Source organism: Clostridium sp. 29_15, from assembly GCF_001916075.1.
GTDB lineage: Bacteria > Bacillota > Clostridia > Clostridiales > Clostridiaceae > Clostridium > Clostridium lentum.
The window spans coordinates 1-18,734 of the sequence record NZ_MNRT01000016.1; the positions used below are offsets into that span (position 1 = coordinate 1).

The window sequence follows — 18,734 nt, forward strand, 5'->3', positions numbered from 1 at the left end:
AGGAAAAATATAGCATAGAACCGATGTTAGTTCTATGCCTTTTAGAATACTTAAAATTAAATTCCCGAAGGGAGCGTGGCGAAAGCCACTTTTTTATGAAATTATAAAAAATGTTCAGATAAATAATGCCAAAATGATAATTAATTAACATAAAAGTTAGTTGTTATAAAAAATACATATAATTATTTAAATCCTTAAAAAATCAAGGAAATGTATAAAAAAATTTTTTAATAAAAAACTAAAAATAGGTATTTACAAAATGAAAGAAAAAGAGTAATCTGTATCTAAAGAATAATTATTGTTAATTAATAAACATAATCTATTAAAATTTTTTATTTGGAGGAAGAATTAAATGAAAATAGTAGTAGTTGGATGTACTCATGCAGGAACAGCATCAGTAGTTAATTTAAAAGAACTTTATCCAGAAAGTGATATTACAATATATGAAAAGAATGATAATATATCATTTTTATCATGTGGTATTGCATTAAATGTTGGTAAGGTAATAGAAGATACAGAGAGTCTTTTTTATAACTCTCCTGAAAACTTAGCTAAATTAGGTGTTGTAACTAATATGAAGCATGAGGTATTAGATATAGACTTTGAAAATAAAACTTTAAAAGTTAAAAATTTAATCACAGAAGAAGTTTTTGAAGACAATTACGATAAATTAGTATTGACTTTAGGGTCATGGCCAATAGTACCAAGATTTGAAGGTGGAGAATTAGAAAATATAGTTTTATGTAAAAATCATGATCATGCACTAAATATAATAGAAAAATCAAAAGATGCAAAAAATGTTGTTATTATTGGTGCTGGATACATTGGTGTTGAACTTGTTGAAGCATTTGAAATGCAAGGTAAAAACGTAACACTAATAGATGCTGAAAAGAGAATAATGGCAAAATATTTAGATAAGGACTTTACAGATGTAGCTGAAAAGGAATTCTCAGATAGAGGAGTAAAATTAGTACTTGGAGAAAAAGTTCAAAAGTTTAATGGTGAAAATGGTAAAGTAACAGAAGTTATTACTGAAAATGGAACATATCAAGGTGATTTAGTAGTATTATGTATAGGATTTGCTCCTAATACTAAGTTGGTTCAAGGTAAATTAGATACATTACCAAATGGAGCTATTATAATAGATGAATATATGAGAACAAGCAAAGAAGATGTATTTGCAGCTGGAGATTGCTGTGTTGTAACATATAACCCTGCTAAGGATACAAGATATATTCCACTTGCTACCAATGCGGTAAGAATGGGAACGTTAGTTGCTAGAAATATAGTTAAACCAACACTTAAGTATATGGGAACTCAAGGAACTTCAGGAATAAAGATATATGAGCAAAATATAGCTTCAACAGGAATGACTGAAGAAGTAGCTAAGGCGACAACAAAGATGAATATTGCTACAGTTTCATTAACTGATAATTATAGACCAGAGTTTATGCCAACTTATGAACCAGCAACAATAAAGATTGTTTATGATGCAGATACAAGAAGAGTTTTAGGTGGACAGATAATTTCTAAAGTAGATTTAACTCAATTTATGAATACTTTATCAGTTGTTATACAAAATGATATGACAATAGAAGAATTAGCAATGACAGATTTCTTCTTCCAACCACACTACAATAAACCATGGAGCTTATTAAATGCAGTAGCACTTAAGGCTTTATAAAAAAAGGACTCGGATAGCGAGTCCTTTTTTAGTTAAAGGCTATGTACTTTTTAACTAAAATTGATTTTTAAATTTTAAAGGTGGACTAAAATTATTTTACAATATATAATATATTTTAAAGTTAATATATTTTTTAGGGATAATGGGAACGTTCCCTTAACTGTATAAATGTTAAAAAGAATTAACATTTATAAATGATTATTGAGGAGGATTAATAATATGAAAAAGGTAATAGCTATAGGTGAAGCATTAATTGATTTTATACCACATGAAAAAGGAAGAGCATTAAATGATGTAGAAAACTTTTTAAGAGTACCTGGCGGAGCTCCATTAAATGTTGCGGCAGCAGTAGCTAAGTTAGGTGGAAAATCACAAATGCTTACAAAGCTTGGACAAGATGGATTTGGTGATGCAATATTAAATGAAGTAAAACCTTTAGGTGTAGATGTTTCAAGAATATCAAGAACAAATGAAGCTAATACAGCTCTGGCATTTGTATCATTAAGAGAAGATGGAGAAAGAGATTTTTCATTCTATAGAAATCCAAGTGCAGATATGTTATTAAGTGCTGAAGAAATATGTGTAGAAGACTTTAATGAAAAAGATATATTGCATTTTTGTTCAGTAAGTTTAATAGATGCACCTATTAAAGAAGCACATAGAAGAGCTATAGAAATAGCTAAAGAAAAGGGGTGTTTAATAAGCTTTGATCCTAATGTAAGATTACCATTATGGAAAAATCCTGAAGATTGCAGAAAGGCAATACTAGAATTCCTTCCATTATCAAATATAGTTAAGATAAGTGATGAAGAATTAGAATTTATAACTGGTATAAAAGATGAGAAGGAAGCTTTAGATTTTTTATTAACTGGTGATGTAAAGGTGATAATATATACAAAAGGAACTAATGGTGCAGAATTTATAACTAAGGAAAGAGTTATTTTCTCACCTTCATTTAAAGTTTCAGCACAAGATACAACAGGAGCAGGAGATTCATTTATTGGCTCATTATTATATCAAGTGGCAGAAGGGGAATATTCATTAGAGCAATTAGTAGATTTATCAGAAGAAAAAGTACAAGAAATATTAACTTTTTCTAATGCTACAGCAGCTTTAACTGTATGTAAAAAAGGTGCTATAGGTGCATTACCATTAAAAGAAGAAGTTTTAGCAAAAATCAGTGAGAGGTAAGTATATGATTACTAGAGCGGAATATGAGCAAAAAATTAAAGAGCATATAGATAATAATATGCCAAAGATTCTTTCAGATAAGTGGAGAAGTAAATATCATATAATGGCACCAATTGGTTGGATAAATGATCCTAATGGACTTTGTCAATTTAATGATGAATATCATGTCTTTTATCAATATTCACCTTTAGAAGCTAAAGGTGGTATGAAATTTTGGGGACATTTTGTATCTAAGGATTTAGTGCATTTTCAGGAAAGAGATATTGCCATATATCCAGATGTGAAGGAGGATAAGGATGGAGTATACTCTGGATCAGCATTTGTAAAAGATGATACAATGTATTTCTTCTATACAGGGAATGTTAAACATGATGGTGAGCATGATTATATACTTACAGGAAGAGAGCAAAATGTAATGTTAGTTACAAGTAAAGATGGAATAGAGTTTTCAGAAAAGAAGATTCTTTTAAGGAATTCAGACTTTCCAGAAAATATGTCACTTCATGTGAGAGATCCAAAAGTTTGGGAAGAAGATGGAACTTACTATATGGTTCTTGGAGCAAGAGGTAAGGATGATAAAGGATATGTATTATTATATAAATCATCAGATCTTTATAATTGGACGTTACATTCAGTACCAGCTGGTGGAGAAGAAAATATGGGATATATGTGGGAATGCCCTGATTTATTCTATGTAGATGGCAAGACTGTCTTTATGTTTTCACCACAAGGATTAAAAGCTGATGGATTTAAATATAATAATGTTTATCAAAGTGGATATGCCTTTGGAAACTTTGTAAATGATAAAAAAGAACTAAAGTTAGGAAACTTTGTAGAACTAGACAGAGGTTTTGACTTCTATGCACCTCAAACTTTTGAAGATGCAAAAGGAAGAAGAATAATGATTGGTTGGATGGGTGTTCCTGATGCAATAGAACATAAAAATCCAACAGTGGAAAACTATTGGCAACATCAACTGACTTTGCCAAGAGAATTAAAGATAATAAATAATAAACTGTATCAATTACCATTAAAGGAATTAGAAACTTTAAGAAAAGATTTAATTGAAAGTAAAGTAGACTTAGATAATAACAATGTTTTAAATATCATAGATAGAAATACCTTTGAGTTAAGAATTGATTTAGAGCAATGTAGCAAGTTTAGTATGAAGCTTAGAGAAGATTGTGTAGTATCTTTCACAGAAGGTGTATTTAAACTTATACAAGGAGACAGTGGATATGGTAGAGATGAAAGAGCTGCTTATATAAGTAATCTTAGAAGCATAGATATATTTAGTGACAATTCATCTATGGAAATATTCATTAATGATGGTGAAGAAGTGTTCACTACTAGAGTTTATAATGAGAGCTTAGATAGTGATATTATTCTTTCAGGTAAAGGTACAGCTGTAATAAAAAGATGGAATATTTAGTATAGTAATAAAGAGTTGATATTAAATCAACTCTTTATTACTATAAAAAAAATAAGGAAATAAGTGGCTCAGGTGTAGAAATAGTAATGTGGGGATTCGTCTTGATGCTTGCAGGGATTCCGTTTTATATTTATAATCATCATAAAAATAATCAATAATAAAAAGATAAAAAAATGTCTATAGCAGTTTTTTTATGATATACTGGAAATAATACTAAAGACTATATGGAGGGGCAAAATGAAAGTAGAATGGAATAAAAAATATACGACCATAGCTATTTATGCATTTTTAGTAATATCATCAAGCATAATAGTATATCTTATGGCATCTCAAGCAGAAGACTTAAAAATTAAGTTTAGTGGAATGATTGCAACAATGCAGCCATTTATAATAGGTTCAGCAATAGCATATATAATTAATTTTATATTGAATTTTTATGAAAAAGTAGTTTTTGAATTAAAATATCTAAATAAACTAAATAGAAAATATAGAAGGGGAATAGGGTTATTACTTTCTTATTTAACAGCTATTATAGTGATATCTTTATTCATGCAGTTTGTATTGCCGCAATTAGTAGACAGTATAGTAGGGTTAGCTAATAACATTCCTCAATATGTTAATGATGCAAGCCATGTTATTACAGAAATCAGTGAAAAATTTAATTTAGAAAGCAAATATATGAATATGATAGTTGAAAAATGGAATGAACTATTAAACTATATCATTACTTTACTGACAAACCTTATACCTGTTATAGGTAATTTCATTATGACGCTAGGTTCAAGTATTTTAAATGTAATAATTGGAATAATAGTATCAATTTATATATTGATAGATAAGGAAAAGTTTATAGCTTTATCAAGAAAGGTCACTTTCAGTATTTTTTCAGCAGAAAGATCAAAGAGAATAGTAGAATTAGCTCAAAGAAGTAATGAGACTTTTGGTAAGTTTTTAAGTGGTAAAATTTTAGATTCATTAATAATAGGTATACTGACTTTTATAATATTAACAATATTTAAGATGCCATATATACTTCTTATATCAGTTGTTATTGGTATAACTAATATAATACCATTCTTTGGACCGTTCTTTGGAGCGATTCCATCAGCTATTATAATCTTATGTGTATCTCCAATTAAAGCATTATGGTTTATTGGAATAATATTAGTTATACAACAAATTGATGGTAATATAATAGGACCTAAAATATTAGGAGATTCCATTGGAATATCAGCATTTTGGATATTATTTTCACTACTTATATTTGCAAAATTTCTAGGACTTATAGGAATGATAATAGGTGTACCTATATTTGCAATAATTTATTCAATAATTAAAGAAAACGTAGAGAGAAGACTAAAGGCAAAAGGATTGCCAGTTGAAACAGAAAAATATAAATAGATATAAATAAAAAGATAGTGAATGAACTATCTTTTTATTTATATAGAAGTAATTAAGTTTTTAATTTTTTCACAGTTTACAAGTGATACTAATGAATCGTTAAATAAGGTAGCCTTTTTTAATATTTCTAAGGCAGCATCATTTTCATTATTATTAAGTAGAATTAATCCTAAATAATAATAAGGTTCCATAAAGGATACATTACTATCAACAAGCTCTTTAAACTTTACTTCAGCCACATTATAGTTTCCTAATAAATAATTAGCTTCAGCAAAATTTGATTTAAGAACATTACTAGTATCGTTATAATTTAGGCCTTTATCTATAATAGTTAAGGCATCATCTAATTTATTATTTACAATAAGTAGAGAAGTAAGTGTTTCATAAAGATAAGTTGTTTCACTTTCTTCTAAAAGTTCTTTAAGATAATTTATAGCTTCATCTGATTTGTTATTTTTCCAAGCAACTAATGATTTAGATATCTTAATAGATAGTAAATCAGCAGATTTAATTTTAGAATTATTCAAAGATAGAGAGTTAATATAGTTTTGGGCTATAGTGCAATCTCCATATTTAAGTTCCATAATTAAATAATTGTTAACAATAAAGCCAGGAATATTTTTTCTATTTACAGTTTGGCGGTAAAGCTTTAAAGCTTCTGAGTAATTTTTGCCAGAATATAATTTGTTTGCTTTTATAATTTTTCGTAAATAGATGTTTTTACCAAGAAGTATGCATAGAGCTACTAATAACAAGGTTATGGCTAGAATCTTATTAATAGACAATGTTACTAAAAATATTATAATAAAAAATAAGATATAAATTGTAGATTGTTTTATATTTCCCATTTTAACCACCTATATATTTAATAATTATTAAAGAATATTATACAATAAATTACAAAAATACTAAAGAAAATATTTTTTAGATTATTTTTGATAAATGTAGCGGAATAATTTTCAAATAAAAAAACAATATTTTTTTATGCTGATTTTATGAAGTTTTATAGATAATATTACGATAATTAATTATAAAATATATTATGTGAGGTGAAAAATAGATAAATTTTATCTATATATTTATGATTAATAATTTAGAACATAAGTTTAAAGTATATTATTGTATCAAAAAGAAGAAGAGTAATCCAGTAGGTGATATTATAAATGATTTTTACTTTCAAGATGAATTAGGTTATGTTTATGCTAAGGATAAACATGAAGCAGTAGAAAAGTTCTTTAAAAACTTTGGTTTTATGAATGTAATATCTAAGATTGAGCAGATGAATTAATAAGTTAATCCATAAAGTTATAGAAAATATTTATTGATTAACTTATTTGAAATATAAATATTAAAAAGTACTTGCTAAAAAATATTTACTATCATAAAAAAAATTGATAGACTATAGTAAAAGTTACATTTTTAGAAGGGACATAGGAAGATGAGCAAAATATTTGTTAATTACCCTAAGTGCAGCACATGCAAAAGGGCAGAAAAGTTTTTAAAAGAAAACAATGTAGAATTTGTTAATAGAAATATAGTAGAAGAAAATCCAACAGCGGAAGAATTATCTTTATGGATGGATAAAAGTGGTTTAGAACCAAGAAAGTTTTTTAATACATCTGGTGTTTTATACAGAGAAATGAATTTAAAAGATAAGATAAAGACTATGTCAAAGGAAGAGATGATTGAAATATTATCCACTAATGGAATGCTAGTAAAGAGACCGCTATTAGTTACAGAAGATATAGTGCTTGTAGGATTTAAAGAAGAAAATTATAAAGAAATTATATAAAAGAAGTAGTAGAACTGTATATATGGCAGTTCTATTTTAAATTAAAGGTAAGATAAGATTAGCATTAATATACAATATTTCAGTAATATGTTAAAATACTAAGTGGAAGGAGACATTTATATGGAAAACTACATCATAAGAAGTAAAGCTAGAAGACAGCTTAAGGATAGAATGGGACTAGCGGTTGGAACAATATTACTTTCGACAATTTTACTTAATATAGTAAATGTAATGTTGGATATTACAGATGATAATATATTACTGTTTTCTTTACTATTTGCAATAGGGTACTTATTTATTTCTGCCCCAATACAAGCAGGAAGATGTAAGTTCTTGTTAAATATGGTTCAAGGAAAAGAAGAACCAAAGATATCAGATTTATTTTCACAATTTAATATATTTTTAAAAGTATTTACCATGAGCTTAATAATATTTATTTTTCAATCTTTAATCATGTTAATATCAATTTTAATTATAAAAGGCTTATTACCAGCAGATGTAATGAGCACAAAGTTATCAGTTAGTAGTATTACTTTAATATTTATGATTTTATTAGCAATATCAATTTTTTTATTTTTTATTGATATAATTTATTCACAAGTTAACTATATAATGGTTGAAGAACAGGAAATAAAAGTAATTGAATGCATGAAGAAAAGTAGAAAGATGATGAAGGGATTTAAATTTAAGTATTTTAAACTACAAATCTCTTTTATTGGTTGGTGGATATTTTCAATATTTACTTTAGGTATAGCTACTTTATGGGTAAATCCTTATTCAATGCTTGCAAATGCAAACTTCTATGAAGAAGTAAAAAATATTAATGTGGAGGTGCAGCATGAGAAAAATATATTATGAAGATCAGTATAAGAAGGAATTTGTAGCTGAAGTAGAAGCAATTGAAGAAATAGATGATAAATATCATGTTAAGCTTAATGAAACTGCTTTTTTTCCTGGCGGAGGCGGGCAGCAAAATGATTTAGGATTTATTGAAAAAATACCAGTAGTAGATGTATATGAAAAAAATGGGGAAGTATATCATGTTTTAGAGAAAAAACTTATTAAAATACATAGAGTAAAATGTTCCATAGATTGGGCAAGAAGATTAGATGGAATGCAGCATCATTTAGGACAGCATGTTTTATCAGGATGTTTTTATCAGCTATTTAATGCTAATACTGTCAGTGTTCATGTTGGAAAAGAAATTGCAACGGTAGATATTCAAGGAATACTGACAGAAGAACAAATAAGGCAGGCAGAAATTAAAGCAAATGATTGCATTAGAGAAAATATTAAAGTAGAAATGCTTACGCCTACAAAGTCAGAATTGAAAAAAATTAAAATTAGAAGAGATTTACCAAATACTAATGAAGAGATAAGGATAGTTAAAATTGGTCATTTAGATATTAATGCTTGTTGTGGAGTACATCCTTCTTCAACATTAGATTTAGGAATAATAAAAATAAAAAAATGGCAAAAGCATAAAGGAAATACAAGAATTGAATATCTAGTAGGAAATAGAGCTTTTAATGATTATTTGAAAGTTGATAATTTTAGCAATGATATTTGTAAATATCTAAGCTGTGGAAAAGATGATGTTATTAATACTATTAACAATTTATCAAACCATATAAAAGAGTTAAGTGATGAAAATAAGAGCTTAAATATTAAGTTATCGGATTATCAGATTATTGAAATGCTAGAAAGTTCAGAAAAAATAAAGGATATTTCAATTATAAAAAATATATATAAAGATACAGATATGAAAAATCTTATTAAATTAGCAGATAGAATTACAGAAAGAAGTAAAGCTATTGTATTATTTGCTTTAGTACAAGATGATAAAGCTAATATGATATTTAAATCTTCTGCCCAAGTTAAAGATGTTTCTATGAATGACCTTTTAAAAGACGCTATAAGTTTAATTGATGGTAGAGGCGGTGGAAGTCACAATCAAGCCCAAGGTGGTGGAAAGAATAATAGCAATCTTAAATCTGCAATGGAATATGCAGTGATGAAAATAAATAAACAATTAAAATAATTAAATTGAATACTTAGATTTATTACTTTGAATATCAGTATGAATAGATAGCACTAATATATTTTAGTACTGTCTATTTTATTTTCATAATGAAACAAATAATAACATTTATTTTTAACTTTCATATAATAAAATATAAAAAATATATCACAAAGGAGATATAATTATGTACTATGAGAAACCAAGAGAATATGAAGAGTTTGAAGATATATGTGATGTAAGAGGTTTTGAACAGGCTGAAGACAGTGGGAAATTTGATTGCAGAATTGGTGAAGATGATATACAATGTTGTAGTACCAATGATAATGTTGATTGTGTAGATATAGATCAAACTTCATATTCTAAAGGATGTTGTAATAATCATGCAGAATTCATTATAAGCAGTTTTCAAGAGTGTTATGAAGAAGAGCCTTGTATTGAGCAGTGTAAATGTAATGTAGAAGAAAAATGTAATGCAGAAGAAAGATATAATATAGAAGAAAAATGTAATGCAGAAGAAAAATATAATATAGAAGAAAAATGTAATGTAGAAGAAAATTATAATTATTATAATAAAGAAAATTGCTTAGAGAATTATGAATGTAAGCCAAAGAAGCACCATAAAAAACCAAGGAAGATGCCTTGTATGGAATATCAAAAGGGCATGCAGGTAGGATATAGGATGGGGTATATGAAAGCACAGCAAGAATTTAGAAGAAGGATAATGTATATGTATAATATGTTTCAATGCAGATAGTCATATATTCTTTTAAATAGAAAAGTTGAATTTTTCAACTTTTCTGTTTAGTTTATAATTATAGTATACTTTCAGCATATTTGGTAAAAATATATATGTATATTTATCAGGAGAGTATAAATGAAAGATTTAATTTATAAGATAGATGCTTTTGGCGAAAAAATCATAGGATTTATCTATAATAAGAACAAATTTCTAGATAAATTAATGATAGCAATTACTTTAAGTGGCGATTTAGGTATTATATGGATTATAATTTCTTTTTTCTTGTTTAGTAGAAAGAAGTATACTAATGTAGCCATTATGCTATTATTGGCCATAGTATTAGCGTCTATATTAGGTGAAGGAATAATTAAACATATAGTAAAGAGAAGGAGACCATTTATAAAAAATAAAATAGCAAAATTATTGATTCCTCATCCAGGAACATACTCTTTTCCTTCAGGTCATACAGCATCTTCTTTTGCAGCAGCTACTGTATTTATAAGAACTGATATGAGACTTACATCTTTAATAGTTGCTATAGCTGTTTTAATATCTTTTTCAAGATTATATTTACGAGTTCATTATTTATCTGATGTTATAGGTGGAATAATACTGGGAGTTTTTTCAGGAACAATAATAGTCACTATGTTTAGTTAAATAGGAATATATTAAGGTTTACCTTAATATGTTCCTATTTTTTTAAATTATATATTTAACAAGCTTATTGGGGAAAAGATCATTAAATTTATTGGTAAAAAATTCTTTGATTTCATCAAGAGTCTCTTTAGGATAAAGATATTTTCCATATCCAATTTTCATATATGAAAACAGGATAATTTTTAATGAGGTAATATAATTATTATCATAAATTTAGCTGATAATATTGTCAATGAGTTATATATTAAAAGCTTAGATAAGTATTGTGTTTTAAGGGTACATGTATCTGTAAAACCAATAGATGAAGCAACAACAATAGTATCTTTATTTTTACTATTTGCAATATTGGTGGGACTTGTGATGGCATTGGTAATATCCACATATTATTCAAGAGCTATCAGTAAGCCACTTATAAAAATAAATGAAGCAGCTAAGAAAATGGCAAAACTTGATTTTGATAATTATATCGAAGTTGACGGTCAAGATGAAATTACTCATACGCCAAATGGAGAAAATATAATAATAAAAGAACAACTTCACAAAATTACTGTGGAAAACACAGGGGTAACTATTGAAGAAGCTGAACTTAAAAAAGTATTTGATGCTTTTTATAGAGTTGATAAATCGAGAAATAGAAAGACTGGTGGAACAGGGCTTGGTTTATATATAGTAAAAACTATTTTTGATAAAAATAAAAATATTAAATATAATATGAATTCAAAAGAAAATTCTGTAGAGTTTTCGATAGAATTCCAAAAAGCAGCCATTATTAGAAAAAATGGTTGTTTTTTTATGTTTTTGTAAAAATAATGTTGACAAAAATACTATGATATTGTATTATACTGAAGTAGATGATAATGATTATCAATATATATATAAATAAAATGCGGAGGATAAAATGAAAAAAAGATATTTAGCAATAGCTTTAGTAATATTATCGTTTATTTCGTTGTTTATAGGAGTAAGCAATATAAGTATTAAAGACATATTAGCTGGTGACAGCAGTAAGGTGCAGATAATTTTAATAAGTAGATTGCCAAGGCTTATCAGTATAATAATTGCTGGTATGGGACTAAGTATAAGTGGTCTTATAATGCAGCAGATAAGTAGAAATAAGTTTACATCACCTACAACGGCAGGGACTATGGATTCAGCTAAAATGGGCTTGATGTTTGCTATGTTATTTATGCCAAAGGCAGGAGTAATATCAAAAGCTATTTTTTCATTTGTCTTTGCATTATTAGGATCTTTAATATTTATGACCATATTAAAAAAGTTAAAAGTAAAGAATATAATCTTTGTACCTTTAGTAGGTATGATGTTTGGAAATCTTTTTAGCTCCATAACATCATTTATATCTTACTATAAAGATATGAATCAATCATTAAATGCATGGTTTCAAGGAAGCTTTTCTACTGTAATGAAGGGAAATTATGAGTTGCTTTATTTATGTATACCAGCAATTATATTAGCTTTTATATATGCAAACAAGTTTACAATTGCAGGAATGGGAGAGAGTTTTGCTACCAATTTAGGCTTAAATCATGAAAGAATAGTAAATATAGGATTGATATTAGTTTCAGCAGTATCAGCACTAACGTTAGTTATGGTTGGTAATATTCCTTTCTTAGGACTTATTGTTCCTAATCTAGTAAGTATATCTAAAGGAGACAATCTAAAAAATTCGCTAGTTGAGACATGCCTTTTTGGAGGAAGTTTTGTACTTCTATGTGACATAATTGGAAGATTTATTATTGCTCCATATGAAGTTTCAATTGGACTTACTGTAGGAGTTATAGGTAGTGCGATGTTCTTATACTTAGTTATGAGGAGGAAAAAATAATGCAAATTAGCAGGGACAAAAAAGCAAAAAATCAGATAATTGTATTATTAATACTTACAATAATAGCATCTATAGTTTTTGTTGTTATTGGTATGAATAAAAATAATATGGATTATCTTTTATCAAAAAGAATTCCAAAGCTCATAGCAATATCTTTAAGTGGTGGAGCAATTGCATTTTCATCAATCATATTTCAGACAATATGCAATAATAGAATTTTGACACCTAGTGTATTGGGGTTAGACTCAGTATATAGCTTTATACAAACCATAGTTGTTTTTGCATTTGGTAGTACAAGTATTGTAATGACCAATAAAAATTTAAATTTTATTTTATCGTTAATAGGAATGTTGATTATTTCAACTTTACTATATAAGTTTGTTTTTGGAAGAAATAATAATGGAATAATGCATTTATTATTAGTGGGATTAATATTGGGAACATTTTTTAGCAGTCTTACATCATTTATGCAAGTGATTATTGATCCTAATGAGTATTTAACATTACAAAGTAAGCTTATAGCAAGTTTTAATAATGTAAATACTGATATAATTATTTTATGTATTCTGATAATTTTATGTATACTTCCTTTTATATATGATGAATTAAAACTACTTGATGTGATGGCATTGGGAAAAGAACAAGCTATAAATTTAGGGGTAAACTATGATAAAGTTATGAAAAAGCTTTTAATAGTAGTTGCTGTTATGACAGCAATGTCTACAGCATTAGTAGGACCATTAACATTCTTAGGACTTATAGTTGTAAATGTAACATATCAAATAGTGAAAAGTTTTAAACATAAATATTTAATTATTACTTCAATATTAATAAGTGTTTGTAGCATAATAGTGGGACTTATATTTGTTGAAAGAATATTTAGATTCACTACAACATTAGGAGTAATAATAAACTTTATAGGAGGATTATATTTCTTATATCTATTGCTTAAAGAATCAAAACTTTAGAGAATAAGAAAAATTTTTAAAGTAAGGGAGAATCGCTATGATAGAAGTAAGAAATTTAACTAAAAAATATGGAAATACAAAAGTAGTTGATAATGTATCTTTAAACATAGAAAAGGGAAAGATGATTTCGTTAATTGGACCAAATGGTGCAGGTAAAAGTACGGTTTTATCAATGATAACAAGATTAATGGATATGGATGAAGGACAAGTTATTATAGATGATGTTGAATTATCTAAATGGGATAATAGAGAACTTTCAAAAAGAATTTCAATATTAAAACAAGCAAATGATGTTAATTTACGTTTAACAATAAGAGAACTTGTTGAGTTTGGAAGATTTCCACATTCTCAAGGTAATATAACAGAAGTAGATAATGAGTTTATAGATAAAGCCATTAAATATATGCAGCTTGAAGATATTGAGCATAGATATTTAGATGAGTTAAGTGGTGGACAAAAACAAAGGGCGTATATAGCAATGGTAATTGCACAAGACACAGAATATATATTTCTAGATGAACCATTAAATAATTTAGATATGAAGCATTGTGTACAAATGATGAAGGTTATTAGAGGGCTTGTAGATGATTTAGGAAAAACAGTAGTTACTGTGTTACATGATATTAATTTTGCATCATGCTATTCAGATATAATTGTAGCTTTAAAAAATGGAAAAATGTATAAGCAAGGTGAAACTTTATCCATCATTAATAATGAAGTATTAGAAGATTTATATAATACAGAATTTAAAATACAAGATATTGAAGATAAAAAAATATGTATTTATTTCTAAAAAATAAGCCTTGCTTATTTTTTAAAAGAATTTATTGATAATGAAATTCATTATAAAATATTAAAGTTAATTTTAGGAGGAATAATAATGAATAAAAAAGTTTTAGCAATAGTTGCAGCAGCGGCTGTAGTAATAGCTGGAGGAGCATATTTACTTAAGGGGAATAAAGTAGAAAGTAAATATAGTGAAGGAGCTATAGAGGTTACACATAAATTAGGAACTACTGTTTTAAATGAAGCACCTAAAAATGTAGTAGTATTAGACTTTGGAGCATTAGACGTACTTAGTGAAATGGATGTAAATATAGTTGGTTTACCTAAATCAGGAACTTTACCTGAATATTTAGAAGAGTTTTCAGGAGAACAATATACTAATGTTGGTAGTGTAAAAGAACCAGATTTAGAGGCCATTAATGAATTAAATCCAGACTTAATTGTAATGGCTGGAAGAATGTCTGATTATTATGAAGAATTTTCTGAAATAGCACCAACTGTATATGTAGAAAGTGATGGTGCAGATTATATAAATAGTTTTAATAAAACGGCAACAATGTTTGGTGATATATTTGATAAAGAAGAAAAAGCTACAGAAATAATTGAAGAAGTAGCACAAAAAGTTAAAGAAGCGAATGCTGAAATAGCAAAGAAAGATATTAATGCATCAATAATAATGGTTAATGGAAGAAATATCAGTGCTTATGGTGCAAAATCAAGATTTGCACTTATTCACAATGAATTAGGAATTAAAGCAGCAGATGAAAATATTGATGACTCTACACATGGACAAGAAGTTACATTTGAATATTTAGTTGAAAAAAATCCAGGATATATATTTGTAATTGACAGAAATTCAATTACAGGTTCTAAAGACATAACAGCTCAGTCAATTATTGAAAATGAATTAACAAAACAAACAGATGCTTATAAAAATGGAAATATAGTGTATTTAAATTCAGTTAACTGGTATACAGTATCAGGTGGATATACTTCAACTTTAAATATGATAGAAGAAGTTTTATCAGCAGTAAAAGCATAATATAAATATAAAAAGTCTTTGCAATTAATAGCAAAGACTTTTTATAATATAAAGATATATATGTAAAAATTACATTTGTTGAGTTATAGATTTATTTAAATATTTATGAGATAATGAATAGAAAAATATTATATAAAAGGTGATCTAATGTATAAGGTAGCAATTTTTGATTTAGATGGGACGTTATTAAACACTTTGAAAGATTTGGCTGATGCTTGTAATTTTGCCTTAAGGTCGCATGGCTTTTCAGAACATCAAATTGATGAATATAAATATTTTCTTGGAAATGGAGTATATAAGCTAGTGGAAAGAGCATTGCCAATGGATAAAAAAGATGGTGAAACGGTAGATAAAGTTTTAACAGAATTTAAAAAATACTATGAAAAGCATAAGAGTGATTTTACTAAGCCATATGATGGTATAGAAGAATTATTAATAGCTTTAAAAGAAATAGGAATAAAAACAGCAGTTGTTTCCAATAAACCACATGAATTTGCAGTTGAAATAGTAGAAAGATATTTTGGTAAATCTTTTGATATAGTTTTTGGAAAGAGAGAAGGATACTTGGCAAAGCCAGATCCAACAACTGTAATAGAGACATTAAATCATTTTAAATGTAAAAAAGAAGAAGCAGTTTATATTGGAGATTCCGATGTTGATATGTTTACAGGAAAAAATGCCGGTCTTTTTTCCATTGGTGTTGCGTGGGGATTTAGAGGTGCTAGAGAATTATCTGCTGCTGGGGCAAATAAAATAGTATATACTTCAGAAGAATTATTAAGTGAAATTATCAAATAGTATTAAAGTTAAGGTAGGTACATTAATATAACAGTAGTAAATAAAAATGTAGATTATAAACAATTTTTATTAAAAATAAAGGGTAAACAATAATGTATAATTTTTTATTAATATTATAGAGGTAGAAAAATGAATAAATTAAGAAAGAAAAAAAGGAAAAAAATAAAGCCTTTTGAGTTAAAAAAAATCAATGAACAGTCCATTGATAGATTAATACTTGTAGGCATATCTATAGGTGTAGTAATAGTAGTTTTACTTTTAAGAATGTTATATCTTACTATTATAAAGGGTTCAGAGTTAGCAGAGAAAGCTGAAACAGAATGGAAATCAGAAATGAATTTAACGGCTATGAGAGGTAATATAGTAGATAGAAATGGTTCTATTCTAGTTACATCAACTAATGTTTATAGAATTGAAGTAGATATGGATACATTAAGAGCATATGTTGATGATGAAAAAACCACTATAGAGAAAGTATCTGCCAATATAGCTGAAGCGATAGGTACTTCCTATGATAATATTTATAAAAAGCTCAGTGATAAAGAAAATAAATTTATAATTTTATCTAAAGGACTTGAAAAAGATGCTATAGATAAGGTAAAAGCTTTAGAAATTGCTGGGTTAGTTTATTATGATGAAATAGAAAGATATTATCCTAATGGTAATTATTTATCTCAAGTTTTAGGTACAATCAATTCAGAAGGTGTAGGATTAACAGGATTAGAGCTTCAATATGATGATTATTTAAGTGGACTATCAGGAATACGTATAGGAGGTATTGATGCTTATTCTAATGATCTTCCATTTGTAAGTGGAAAACAAACTAATGCAATAAATGGGAAGGACATTGTTACTACCATTGATGAAAATCTTCAATATTATGCAGAACTTGTAGCTAAAGAAGGCCTTGAAACACATAAAGCAAAGCGAGTATCCATAACAATAATGAATCCTAATAATGGAGAAATATTAGCTATGGCAAATGCACCAGGATATGATCCCAATAGCCCATATGAAGAATATGAAAACTTTGAAGGAGACACTGAAAATGATAAAATTCAAAATATGTGGAGAAATTCTATTGTAAGTGATACTTATGAACCAGGATCTACATTTAAAATAATTACCATGGCTGCTGCTATGGAAGAAGGATTAATTCATGATGATGATGTGTTTGTTTGTAATGGAAGTAAGACCTTTGGAGATGTTCAGGTTCATTGTTGGAACTTGTCAGGGCATGGTGCACAAACAGCAGCAGAAATACTTAAAAATTCATGTAATGTTGGATTTATGGAATTAGGTGCAAGATTAGGTGCTGAAAAGTTAAATGAGTATATTAAAAAATTAGGTTTTGGGAGTATTACAGGAATAGATTTACCAGGTGAAGCAGAAGGTATTGTGAAAAGTACCAATAGTATCAGTGATATTGATTTAGCAACAATAGCATTTGGACAAACTAATACATTAAATGCTCTTCAGCTTTTAACAGCAGTTAATGCAGTTGCTAATGGTGGAACTTTAATACAGCCTCATATTGTAAAAGAAATAACTCATAAAGATTCTAATGGAAATACTATTGTTGATAAGACAATAGAAGGAAAGAGTACAGAAAATGTGCTTTCAGAGAAAACATCCGCAACTTTAAGAGAGTATCTTGAAAGGACTGCTACACAAGATGCTGGAGCAGGGACTTTTGTCCAAGGATACGATATTGGAGGAAAAACAGGAACAGCTCAAAAGGTTGATCCAACTACAGGAGCATATTCAGCTGATAAATATATTGCATCAATGGTTGCAATGACACCAGTAGATGATCCTCAATTAACGGTATATATATCAGTTGATGAGCCAAGTACAGGTGTGTATTATGGTGGACAAGTAGCATCACCACTGATGAAAAAATTATTTTCTTATATATTCTCATATATTGAGTCTCCGACAGGTAAAGCTAGTTACTCAATTTCAAAAGATGTAGTTATACCTGAAATAAGAGGAAAATCAGTAGAAGAGGCTAAAACTATTTTAGAAGAAAATGATTTAGGATGTGAAGTTGAGGGAGAGGGAAATACTATTGTTTCTATAAACCCATATCCAGGAACTACTGTAAAAGCTGGTTCAAAGATAAAATTAACAGCATCTGCTAAATCTTCAATAGACAATAAAATAATTATGCCAGATCTTGCTGGAACAACAGTGGAATTTGCCATTAACCTTTTAGATAATTTAGGACTTCAATATGAATATGAAGGAAGTGGAAAAGTTGTTGAGCAGAGTATTTCTAGCGGAGAATTAATAAGTAGTGGTACAAAAGTGAAATTAGTATTTAAGGAAGAATCTGAATATTAGTGGAGGAAATAAGTGAAGGAGAAGAAAGCTAA

The 18,734-nt window shown here is 27.6% G+C and carries 18 protein-coding genes; 17 read left to right on the top strand and 1 reads right to left on the bottom strand.

Translation table 11 applies throughout. The features are described from left to right. Positions 1-352: 352 nt before the first annotated feature. The 4 genes from BHW04_RS01880 to BHW04_RS01895 all read left to right on the top strand — a co-directional run bounded on the left by BHW04_RS01880 (position 353) and on the right by BHW04_RS01895 (position 5,708). Entirely contained in the window at positions 353-1,684 is a 1,332-nt protein-coding gene (locus BHW04_RS01880; protein WP_022212986.1) for an FAD-dependent oxidoreductase, read from the top strand. Between the two features lie 219 nt (positions 1,685-1,903). After that, complete coding sequence (locus BHW04_RS01885) at positions 1,904-2,875, top strand: carbohydrate kinase family protein (protein ID WP_022212985.1); 972 nt, start codon at positions 1,904-1,906, stop codon at positions 2,873-2,875. Positions 2,876-2,879: 4 nt separating this feature from the next. Then, complete coding sequence (locus BHW04_RS01890) at positions 2,880-4,307, top strand: glycoside hydrolase family 32 protein (protein WP_022212984.1); 1,428 nt, start codon at positions 2,880-2,882, stop codon at positions 4,305-4,307. Between the two features lie 237 nt (positions 4,308-4,544). Continuing rightward, a complete protein-coding gene (locus BHW04_RS01895) occupies positions 4,545-5,708 on the top strand; it encodes an AI-2E family transporter (protein WP_022212983.1) in 1,164 nt (387 codons plus the stop codon). A gap of 38 nt (positions 5,709-5,746) precedes the next feature. On the opposite strand, the gene BHW04_RS01900 is transcribed toward BHW04_RS01895, so the two are convergent. Continuing rightward, complete coding sequence (locus BHW04_RS01900; RefSeq protein ID WP_022212982.1) at positions 5,747-6,556, bottom strand: tetratricopeptide repeat protein; 810 nt, start codon at positions 6,554-6,556, stop codon at positions 5,747-5,749. 233 nt (positions 6,557-6,789) lie between these two features. Here BHW04_RS01900 and BHW04_RS01905 point away from each other — a divergent pair, with 233 nt between their 5' ends. From BHW04_RS01905 to BHW04_RS01965, 13 genes are all read left to right on the top strand, one after another. Continuing rightward, the gene (locus BHW04_RS01905) at positions 6,790-6,996 is read left to right on the top strand and encodes a hypothetical protein (RefSeq protein ID WP_022212981.1); all 207 of its coding nucleotides are present in this window, start codon (positions 6,790-6,792) and stop codon (positions 6,994-6,996) included. 150 nt (positions 6,997-7,146) lie between these two features. After that, the gene (locus BHW04_RS01910) at positions 7,147-7,500 is read left to right on the top strand and encodes an arsenate reductase family protein (protein ID WP_022212980.1); all 354 of its coding nucleotides are present in this window, start codon (positions 7,147-7,149) and stop codon (positions 7,498-7,500) included. A 120-nt stretch (positions 7,501-7,620) separates the two neighbouring features. After that, on the top strand, positions 7,621-8,358 hold the full coding sequence (locus BHW04_RS01915) for a DUF975 family protein (protein ID WP_022212979.1): 738 nt from the start codon (positions 7,621-7,623) through the stop codon (positions 8,356-8,358). Continuing rightward, positions 8,339-9,541 carry an alanyl-tRNA editing protein gene (locus BHW04_RS01920; RefSeq protein WP_022212978.1) on the top strand — a complete coding sequence of 401 codons (1,203 nt, stop codon included), beginning with the start codon at positions 8,339-8,341 and terminating at the stop codon, positions 9,539-9,541. The genes BHW04_RS01915 and BHW04_RS01920 overlap by 20 nt, the downstream gene beginning before the upstream one ends. Positions 9,542-9,707: 166 nt before the next feature. Next, on the top strand, positions 9,708-10,277 hold the full coding sequence (locus tag BHW04_RS01925) for a hypothetical protein (RefSeq protein WP_022212977.1): 570 nt from the start codon (positions 9,708-9,710) through the stop codon (positions 10,275-10,277). A gap of 120 nt (positions 10,278-10,397) precedes the next feature. Beyond that, a complete protein-coding gene (locus tag BHW04_RS01930) occupies positions 10,398-10,919 on the top strand; it encodes a phosphatase PAP2 family protein (RefSeq protein WP_022212976.1) in 522 nt (173 codons plus the stop codon). 360 nt (positions 10,920-11,279) lie between these two features. Beyond that, positions 11,280-11,723, top strand: a complete 444-nt coding sequence (locus BHW04_RS01935; protein WP_302698677.1) for an ATP-binding protein — start codon at positions 11,280-11,282, stop codon at positions 11,721-11,723. Positions 11,724-11,817: 94 nt separating this feature from the next. Then, positions 11,818-12,762, top strand: a complete 945-nt coding sequence (locus BHW04_RS01940; RefSeq protein WP_302698679.1) for an ABC transporter permease — start codon at positions 11,818-11,820, stop codon at positions 12,760-12,762. Next, on the top strand, positions 12,762-13,730 hold the full coding sequence (locus BHW04_RS01945; RefSeq protein WP_302631342.1) for an iron chelate uptake ABC transporter family permease subunit: 969 nt from the start codon (positions 12,762-12,764) through the stop codon (positions 13,728-13,730). Before BHW04_RS01940 ends, BHW04_RS01945 begins: the two co-directional genes overlap by 1 nt. A gap of 37 nt (positions 13,731-13,767) precedes the next feature. Beyond that, entirely contained in the window at positions 13,768-14,523 is a 756-nt protein-coding gene (locus BHW04_RS01950; protein WP_186835234.1) for an iron ABC transporter ATP-binding protein, read from the top strand. 87 nt (positions 14,524-14,610) lie between these two features. Continuing rightward, positions 14,611-15,558, top strand: a complete 948-nt coding sequence (locus BHW04_RS01955; RefSeq protein ID WP_022212971.1) for a siderophore ABC transporter substrate-binding protein — start codon at positions 14,611-14,613, stop codon at positions 15,556-15,558. Between the two features lie 147 nt (positions 15,559-15,705). Next, positions 15,706-16,356 (top strand): HAD family hydrolase, encoded by a 651-nt coding sequence (locus BHW04_RS01960; protein WP_022212970.1) that lies wholly within the window; start codon positions 15,706-15,708, stop codon positions 16,354-16,356. 129 nt (positions 16,357-16,485) lie between these two features. Next, positions 16,486-18,702: a stage V sporulation protein D gene (locus BHW04_RS01965; protein WP_302631284.1), complete on the top strand. Its 2,217-nt coding sequence runs from the start codon at positions 16,486-16,488 to the stop codon at positions 18,700-18,702. Positions 18,703-18,734 lie beyond the last annotated feature (32 nt).

What these genes read in the sequence shown, in the direction of transcription:
- BHW04_RS01880 (WP_022212986.1), top strand. Translation starts at nt 353, where the DNA reads ATGAAAATAGTAGTAGTTGGATGTACTCATGCAGGAACAGCATCAGTA.
- BHW04_RS01885 (WP_022212985.1), top strand. Translation starts at nt 1,904, where the DNA reads ATGAAAAAGGTAATAGCTATAGGTGAAGCATTAATTGATTTTATACCA.
- BHW04_RS01890 (WP_022212984.1), top strand. Translation starts at nt 2,880, where the DNA reads ATGATTACTAGAGCGGAATATGAGCAAAAAATTAAAGAGCATATAGAT.
- BHW04_RS01895 (WP_022212983.1), top strand. Translation starts at nt 4,545, where the DNA reads ATGAAAGTAGAATGGAATAAAAAATATACGACCATAGCTATTTATGCA.
- BHW04_RS01900 (WP_022212982.1), bottom strand. Translation starts at nt 6,556, where the DNA reads ATGGGAAATATAAAACAATCTACAATTTATATCTTATTTTTTATTATA.
- BHW04_RS01905 (WP_022212981.1), top strand. Translation starts at nt 6,790, where the DNA reads ATGATTAATAATTTAGAACATAAGTTTAAAGTATATTATTGTATCAAA.
- BHW04_RS01910 (WP_022212980.1), top strand. Translation starts at nt 7,147, where the DNA reads ATGAGCAAAATATTTGTTAATTACCCTAAGTGCAGCACATGCAAAAGG.
- BHW04_RS01915 (WP_022212979.1), top strand. Translation starts at nt 7,621, where the DNA reads ATGGAAAACTACATCATAAGAAGTAAAGCTAGAAGACAGCTTAAGGAT.
- BHW04_RS01920 (WP_022212978.1), top strand. Translation starts at nt 8,339, where the DNA reads ATGAGAAAAATATATTATGAAGATCAGTATAAGAAGGAATTTGTAGCT.
- BHW04_RS01925 (WP_022212977.1), top strand. Translation starts at nt 9,708, where the DNA reads ATGTACTATGAGAAACCAAGAGAATATGAAGAGTTTGAAGATATATGT.
- BHW04_RS01930 (WP_022212976.1), top strand. Translation starts at nt 10,398, where the DNA reads ATGAAAGATTTAATTTATAAGATAGATGCTTTTGGCGAAAAAATCATA.
- BHW04_RS01935 (WP_302698677.1), top strand. Translation starts at nt 11,280, where the DNA reads ATGGCATTGGTAATATCCACATATTATTCAAGAGCTATCAGTAAGCCA.
- BHW04_RS01940 (WP_302698679.1), top strand. Translation starts at nt 11,818, where the DNA reads ATGAAAAAAAGATATTTAGCAATAGCTTTAGTAATATTATCGTTTATT.
- BHW04_RS01945 (WP_302631342.1), top strand. Translation starts at nt 12,762, where the DNA reads ATGCAAATTAGCAGGGACAAAAAAGCAAAAAATCAGATAATTGTATTA.
- BHW04_RS01950 (WP_186835234.1), top strand. Translation starts at nt 13,768, where the DNA reads ATGATAGAAGTAAGAAATTTAACTAAAAAATATGGAAATACAAAAGTA.
- BHW04_RS01955 (WP_022212971.1), top strand. Translation starts at nt 14,611, where the DNA reads ATGAATAAAAAAGTTTTAGCAATAGTTGCAGCAGCGGCTGTAGTAATA.
- BHW04_RS01960 (WP_022212970.1), top strand. Translation starts at nt 15,706, where the DNA reads ATGTATAAGGTAGCAATTTTTGATTTAGATGGGACGTTATTAAACACT.
- BHW04_RS01965 (WP_302631284.1), top strand. Translation starts at nt 16,486, where the DNA reads ATGAATAAATTAAGAAAGAAAAAAAGGAAAAAAATAAAGCCTTTTGAG.